At 72.0% G+C, this 6,000-nt stretch carries 3 protein-coding genes; 2 read left to right on the top strand and 1 reads right to left on the bottom strand.

Annotated features, from left to right (window positions below; translation table 11 throughout):
- The first annotated feature begins 206 nt into the window (after positions 1-206).
- Together AB0H87_RS36645 and AB0H87_RS36640 are read left to right on the top strand one after the other, a co-directional pair.
- On the top strand, positions 207-3,809 hold the full coding sequence (locus tag AB0H87_RS36645; protein ID WP_360156661.1) for a M12 family metallo-peptidase: 3,603 nt from the start codon (positions 207-209) through the stop codon (positions 3,807-3,809).
- A 75-nt stretch (positions 3,810-3,884) separates the two neighbouring features.
- Positions 3,885-5,192 (top strand): family 43 glycosylhydrolase, encoded by a 1,308-nt coding sequence (locus AB0H87_RS36640; RefSeq protein ID WP_360156658.1) that lies wholly within the window; start codon positions 3,885-3,887, stop codon positions 5,190-5,192.
- Here the strand turns inward: AB0H87_RS36640 and AB0H87_RS36635 are convergent.
- Positions 5,174-5,902: an aminoglycoside adenylyltransferase domain-containing protein gene (locus tag AB0H87_RS36635; protein WP_360156655.1), complete on the bottom strand. Its 729-nt coding sequence runs from the start codon at positions 5,900-5,902 to the stop codon at positions 5,174-5,176. The two genes, AB0H87_RS36640 and AB0H87_RS36635, sit on opposite strands and share 19 nt — an antisense overlap.
- Between the last annotated feature and the right edge of the window lie 98 nt (positions 5,903-6,000).

Raw genomic sequence — 6,000 nt, 5'->3', positions numbered from 1 at the left:
GGTTACCGGCCCGCGGCACCGTTCACCGTCTGTCCACTATGGCCGGATCTGCGATCGTCATCAACAATCTTCCATTGCTCGATCAACGGGTCTAGGGTGTCGGTGCGTCTGCCCGTCGAAGGAGATGAGCCCAGATGGCCGTGACCCGTAATGTCCACAGTCGAGACGGCGGTCACGGAAGGCGGCGCAGACGTCTCGCCGCCGTCGTGGTCGCTCTGCTGACGGCGGCGCTGCTGCCGATGGTGACGGCCGCACCGGCCGCCGCCGCACCGGCCGACCCGAAGGGACCCTGGACGAAGGTGACCGGCAAGCCGGCGGCCACCAAGGGTGGCCACAAGGCCGACATCCGGGCCAAACGCCTCGCCGCGCACACCCTCGACCGGGCCGCCCTGGGCTCGACCCTGGCGCGGGCACCGAAGGCGCGTGCCGCGGCGCCGCAGGTCGTGTCGCTGCCCACGCCGGCCGGCGACTTCCAGCGCTTCGAGCTGGCCGAGTCACCGGTCATGGAGTCCGGGCTCGCCGCGCGGCACCCCGAGATCAAGACGTACGCCGGCAAGGGGATCGACGACCCGGCGGCGACGATCCGGGCGGACCTGACGCCGCTCGGGTTCCACGCGTCCGTCCGGTCACCGCACGGCGCCTGGTACATCGACCCCTACTACAACCAGGACCAGAGCCTCTACGCCAGCTACTACGGCCGCGACCTGACCAACCCACACGGTGAGCTCGTCGAGCGCGACGACGTCGAGTCGGCCGCGCAGGCCCTCGAGGGCGAGATCGCCGCCGCGGCCGGGGCGCCCGTATCGCTGCGTACCTACCGGGTCGCGCTGGTCACCGACCCGTCGTACGCCACCTTCTTCGGGGCCGAGAACGTGACCGCCGCCAAGGTGACGCTGATGAACCGGGTCACGCAGATCTACGAGGACGAGACCGCGATCCGGCTGGTCCTGATCAACGACACCGAGAAGACCAACCTCAACACCCCGGCGCTGGCGACCGAGCCCAACGGGCCGTGCGGCGCCTCGGCCTGCTTCACGCCGGCCCAGCTCGCCGGGTGCGCCGGCGGCACGCTCAACCGCAACCGGATCGTGCTCGGCCAGCTCGTCGGCGCCAGCAACTACGACGTCGGCCACCTCGGGCTCGGCGTCAACGGTGGTGGCGTGGCGGGCCTCGGCGTGATCGGCGGTGACGGCAAGGCGCGCGGCTGCACGGGCCTGCCCACACCCGTCGGCGACTTCTACGCCGTCGACTACGTCGCCCACGAGATGGGTCACCAGTTCGGCGGCAACCACACCTTCAACGGCACCCAGCTCAACTGCTCGGGCGGCAACCGCAGCGCCGCGAACTCGGTCGAGCCGGGCAGCGGGTCGTCCATCATGGCGTACGCCGGTATCTGCCGGCAGGACGACCTGCAGCCGCACAGCGACCCGTACTGGTCGCAGCGCAGCTACACCGAGATCACGACGTACGTCACGTCGAACCGGCCCGCGATCAACGAGGTGCAGACGGTCTCGCTGCGGGAGTTCGACACCGACGGCGACTCGTTCACCATCGCCTGGAACGGCGTCGACTCCGCGCCGATCGTGCGGGGCGTCAACTACACGACGGCGGACATCAAGGCCGCGATCGAGGGCATCGCCGGCTGGCCGGCCGGCGCGACGGTCACCGTGGCGGCGTTCGGCGGCACGGGCGCGCTGACCGGCGACGGGTTCCAGGTCGCGTTCAACGGCGGCCCGGTGGCGGCGACCAACGTGGCGGCCCTCGCCGTCGGCACCTTCAACGGGGCGTCCGGTTTCGTCGGCGAGACCGCCAAGGGCGGCCCGATCGACAACGGTGGCAACGTGGTCGAGGAGACCGGCAACCACGCCCCGGTCGTCTCGGTCCCGGCCGCCGTGACGATCCCGGTCCGCACGCCGTTCGCCCTCACGGGCAGCGCCACCGACTCCGACGGCGACACCGTGACCTACCTGTGGGAGCAGAACGACCGTGGCGGGATCTCGGGAGGCAGTGCGGCCGGGACGGCGCTGGTCGACAACGTGAAGACCAGCGGCCCCCTGTTCCGCCAGTTCGGCACCGCGGCGATCGTGAGCCCGACCGACACGCTGGAGTACTACTCGCCCGGCGAGAACGCGGTTTCCACGAATCCGACGCGGGTGTTCCCCGACCTGGCGCAGATCGCGGCGGGCAAGACGAACGCGAAGACGGGCACCTGCCCGCCGGCGCCGCCGCCGCCGACCAGCGGTGGCTCCAACGTGCCGCCCGACGTCCGCGACTGCTACTCCGAGTTCCTGCCCACCGCGGACTGGGTCGGCTTCACCAACGACCGGACGATGCACTTCCGGCTCACCGCCCGTGACGGGCACTCGGGCGGCGGCGGGGTGAGCAACGCGGAGACCGCGGTGACGCTCGCGCCGGGCGCGGGGCCGTTCCTGGTCACCTCGCACGAGTCCGCGGCCACCGTGGCGGGCGGCAGCTCGCAGGCGATCACCTGGGACGTCGCGGGCACCGACGCGGCGCCGGTCAACGCGGCCGCCGTGCGCATCTCGCTGTCGGTCGACGGTGGTGCCACTTTCCCGCACGTCCTGGCCGAGAGCACCGCCAACGACGGCAGCGAGTCCGTCACGCTGCCGAACGTCGGCACGACACAGGGCCGGATCAGGATCGAGGCGGTCGGCAACATCTTCTTCGACCTCAACGACGGCGACATCACCATCAACGCGGCGCCGGTGGTCTCGAATTCGGGCGACGCGGTCGTCCAGTACAGCGACCGCCTGTCGCCGACGGTGACGGTCAGCGCGAGCGACGGGGACACCGCCGGCACCAACCTGTCGGCGACCGCTGCCGGCCTGCCGTCGGGCCTGTCGCTGGCGGTCGGGTCGACGTCCGCTGACGCCACCCGACCGGGCACGCGGACCTGGACCGTCGACGGGGCGACCACGGCGGCGCCGGGTTCCTACCCGGTCACGGTCACGGTGACGGACGACACCGGCGTCGTAGGGACCACGTCCTTCACGATCACGGTGACGGCGGAGGACGCGGAGGCGACGTACACCGGTGACGGGCTCGCCTTCACCGCGCCCGGCGGGAGCGGCACGACCGCGCTGCTGCGGGCGACCGTGCGGGACAGCGCGGCGCTCACCGGGGGAGTGGCCGACCGGTCGCCGGGCGACGTCCGCAACGCGACGGTGACGTTCAAGGAGGGCGGCACGACGCTGTGCACCGCACCGGTCGGGCTGTCGGGCGCGGCGGCGACGGTCGGATCCGCGTCGTGCAGCGCGTCGCTGCCGGTCGGCTCGCACACCATCTCGGTCGTGGTCGGCGGCTACTACACCGGTGTCGGGTCCGCCCGCGTCGACGTCGCCCGTCCGGACGGCAGCTTCGTCACCGGTTCCGGCTCGATCCGAGCGCTTCGATCCGCCGGCAGCTATCCCGCGAACCTCGGTTCTTCGACCGATTTCGCGCTGAACGCGAAGCGGGACAAGAACCTGTCCGGGCAGGCGACGGTGCGCTTCCAGAGCGGGAGCCGCACCTATGAGATCCGCAGCACGGAGCTCGAGTCGTTCGGTGCGGGCAGCGGCGGACGGGCGGATCTCCGAGCGAAGGCGAACCTGTTCGACGTCAGCAGTCCGACGCCCGTGGCCAGTGGCGTGACCCTGCAGCTGACCGCGACCGACCGCGGGCAGCCGGGATCGGCGGACTCGGTCGCGATCACCCTGTGGCAGGGCAGCACGCTGCTCTTCTCGTCCGAATGGACGGGTGCCAGGACCCAGGAGATCAGGCTCGCGGGCGGCAACATCGTCGTCCACTGAGTTGACCGCACGAGAGATGCCCCGGGCCTGGCCCGGGGCATCCTCGTCGTGTTAGAAATGCACATGCGTCGATGTGTGCCCAGGCTGGCCGTCCTGCTCCTCGCGGTTCCGTTCGCCGTCCTCGCGCCGACGGCGGCTTCGGCGGCCACGGTCGCGCCCGCGCTCGTGATCGGCAGCGACTTTCCCGATCCCGACGTGTCGCGGTTCGGGTCCACCTACTACGCCTATTCGACCAACAACGGCAACGGGAACGTCCCGGTCGCGACCGCCACCTCGTTGACCGGGCCGTGGACGCGGCGCGGCGACGCGTTGCCGGCGCTCGGCGCCTGGGCGAGCGGCGGCCGCACCTGGGCGCCCGACGTGTCCGTCCGCGCCGACGGCCGCTACCTGCTCTACTACACCGCCCGCAGTGTCGCGACCGGCCGGCAGTGCATCGGCGCGGCCCTGGCCACGTCCCCACTCGGCCCGTTCAGCCCGGTCGGCACCGGCCCGCTGGTCTGCGACGCGGGCGAGGGCGGCGACATCGACGCGTCGAGCTTCACCGACTCGACCGGGGTGCGCTATCTGCTTTACAAGGACGACGGCAACGCCATCGGCCAGCCGACCAGCCTCTGGCTGCAGCAGGTCGCGGCCGACGGAGTCACGCGCCAGGGCGCGCGGGTCGAGCTGCTGCGCAGCGGGCGTCCCGAGGAGAGCGGAGTGATCGAGGCGCCGGCGCTGACCAAGGTCGGCGGCCGGTACGTGCTGTTCTACTCGCTCGGCGGGTACGGCGGCGACGCGTACCAGACCAGCTACGCGACCGCGACCGCGCTGACGGGGCCGTACACCAAGGCCTTCCGCTCGTTGCTGACCACCGCGAGCCTCGACGGCGCCGTGCGCGGACCGGGCGGGGCGGACATCGTCCGCGACAGCGGCGGCGACCACATCGTGTTCCACGGCTGGATCAACAACAACACCGCCCGCGGGATGTACGTGTCGGCGCTCGGCTGGTCCGACGGCTTCCCCGTGGTGCGCGGCAGCCGGGTCCGGTACGAGGCCGAGCGCGGAACGCTGACGCACTGCTCGGTGCGCGCGACGACCAGCGCCTCCCAGGGCCAGGTGGTCGCGTACATCGACTACGCGGACAGCGGCGTCGCCCTGTCGGTCTTCGCCCCGCGCGCCGGCGCCTACACGGTCCACATCGGATACGCGGCCGGTTTCGGCGAGGCCCAGCACAACCTGACCGTCAACGGCGGGGCGGCGCAGGTCGTCACGTACCCGAACACGGGCTGGGAGACGTGGCGCGAGGTGCGGGCCGATGTCACGCTCGCCGCCGGCGTCAACACGGTCCGGCTGGGATTCCGCAGCCGGTGGGCGGAGCTGGACTACATCGAGGTGGCGTAGCGACCCAGCTGTCGGATCTGGGTGAGCACCTCGTCGACGTGGGGCACGACCTGCGCCGCCAGCTCGGGGCTCCACCGCTCGTCCGCGTAGGCGGTGGTCAGGTACATGTCGCGGGCGAACTCGAGCACCGGCCGATGCTCGGGCGCGAGCCGGGCGAGCGCCCACTCGGCGCCGGCCTGCTTGTCGACGACCCGGCCGGTGGCCAGCGTGGTCCAGATGCGCGCGAAGGTGAGCAGCACGTTGCGGGTGTCGTCGCGCAGGTCGGCGAGCAAGCCGGGGATACCGTCCAGGCTGGCCTGGGCCAGGTAGTCGGGAGGCACGGGGTCGAACACCCGCTCCGGGCGAGGCCCGGCCAGGGAACGGTCACCGGCGAGCGCCACCGCGACCGCGAGCGCCAGTCCGGGCATCGGCTCGGGCGCGGGGACGACGCCGGCCTCGTAGTCGGCACGCAACCACTCGCCGTAGAGGAAGTCGCCGACCGGCGGATATCGCCACGGCCGGACCTCCTGCTGCACCACGACGGTTACCTCGACCGGCCGAGCCGCCACCGCCGCGCCCGAGATGGGCAGCAGCCCCGCGACCAACGCCCGGCGCTGATCCGCGCCCAGCGACCGGCGGGTGACGGCGAGGACGTCGACATCGCTGGCCGGCCGCAACCCGCCGAGAACCGCCGAGCCGTGCAGGTAGGTCCCGACCAGATCCGCGCCCACCACCCCAGGGCGGATTAGCCTGGCCCTGGAACCCTTGGTCATCCGGCGGAAGGGTTTCTCACCCTTCTTGCGCTACTCATGCCTGCATTCTCACTCGC

The organism is Asanoa sp. NPDC050611 (assembly GCF_040654855.1).
Classification (GTDB): Bacteria; Actinomycetota; Actinomycetes; order Mycobacteriales; family Micromonosporaceae; genus Asanoa.
This window is presented reverse-complemented; position numbering and strand designations above follow the sequence as displayed.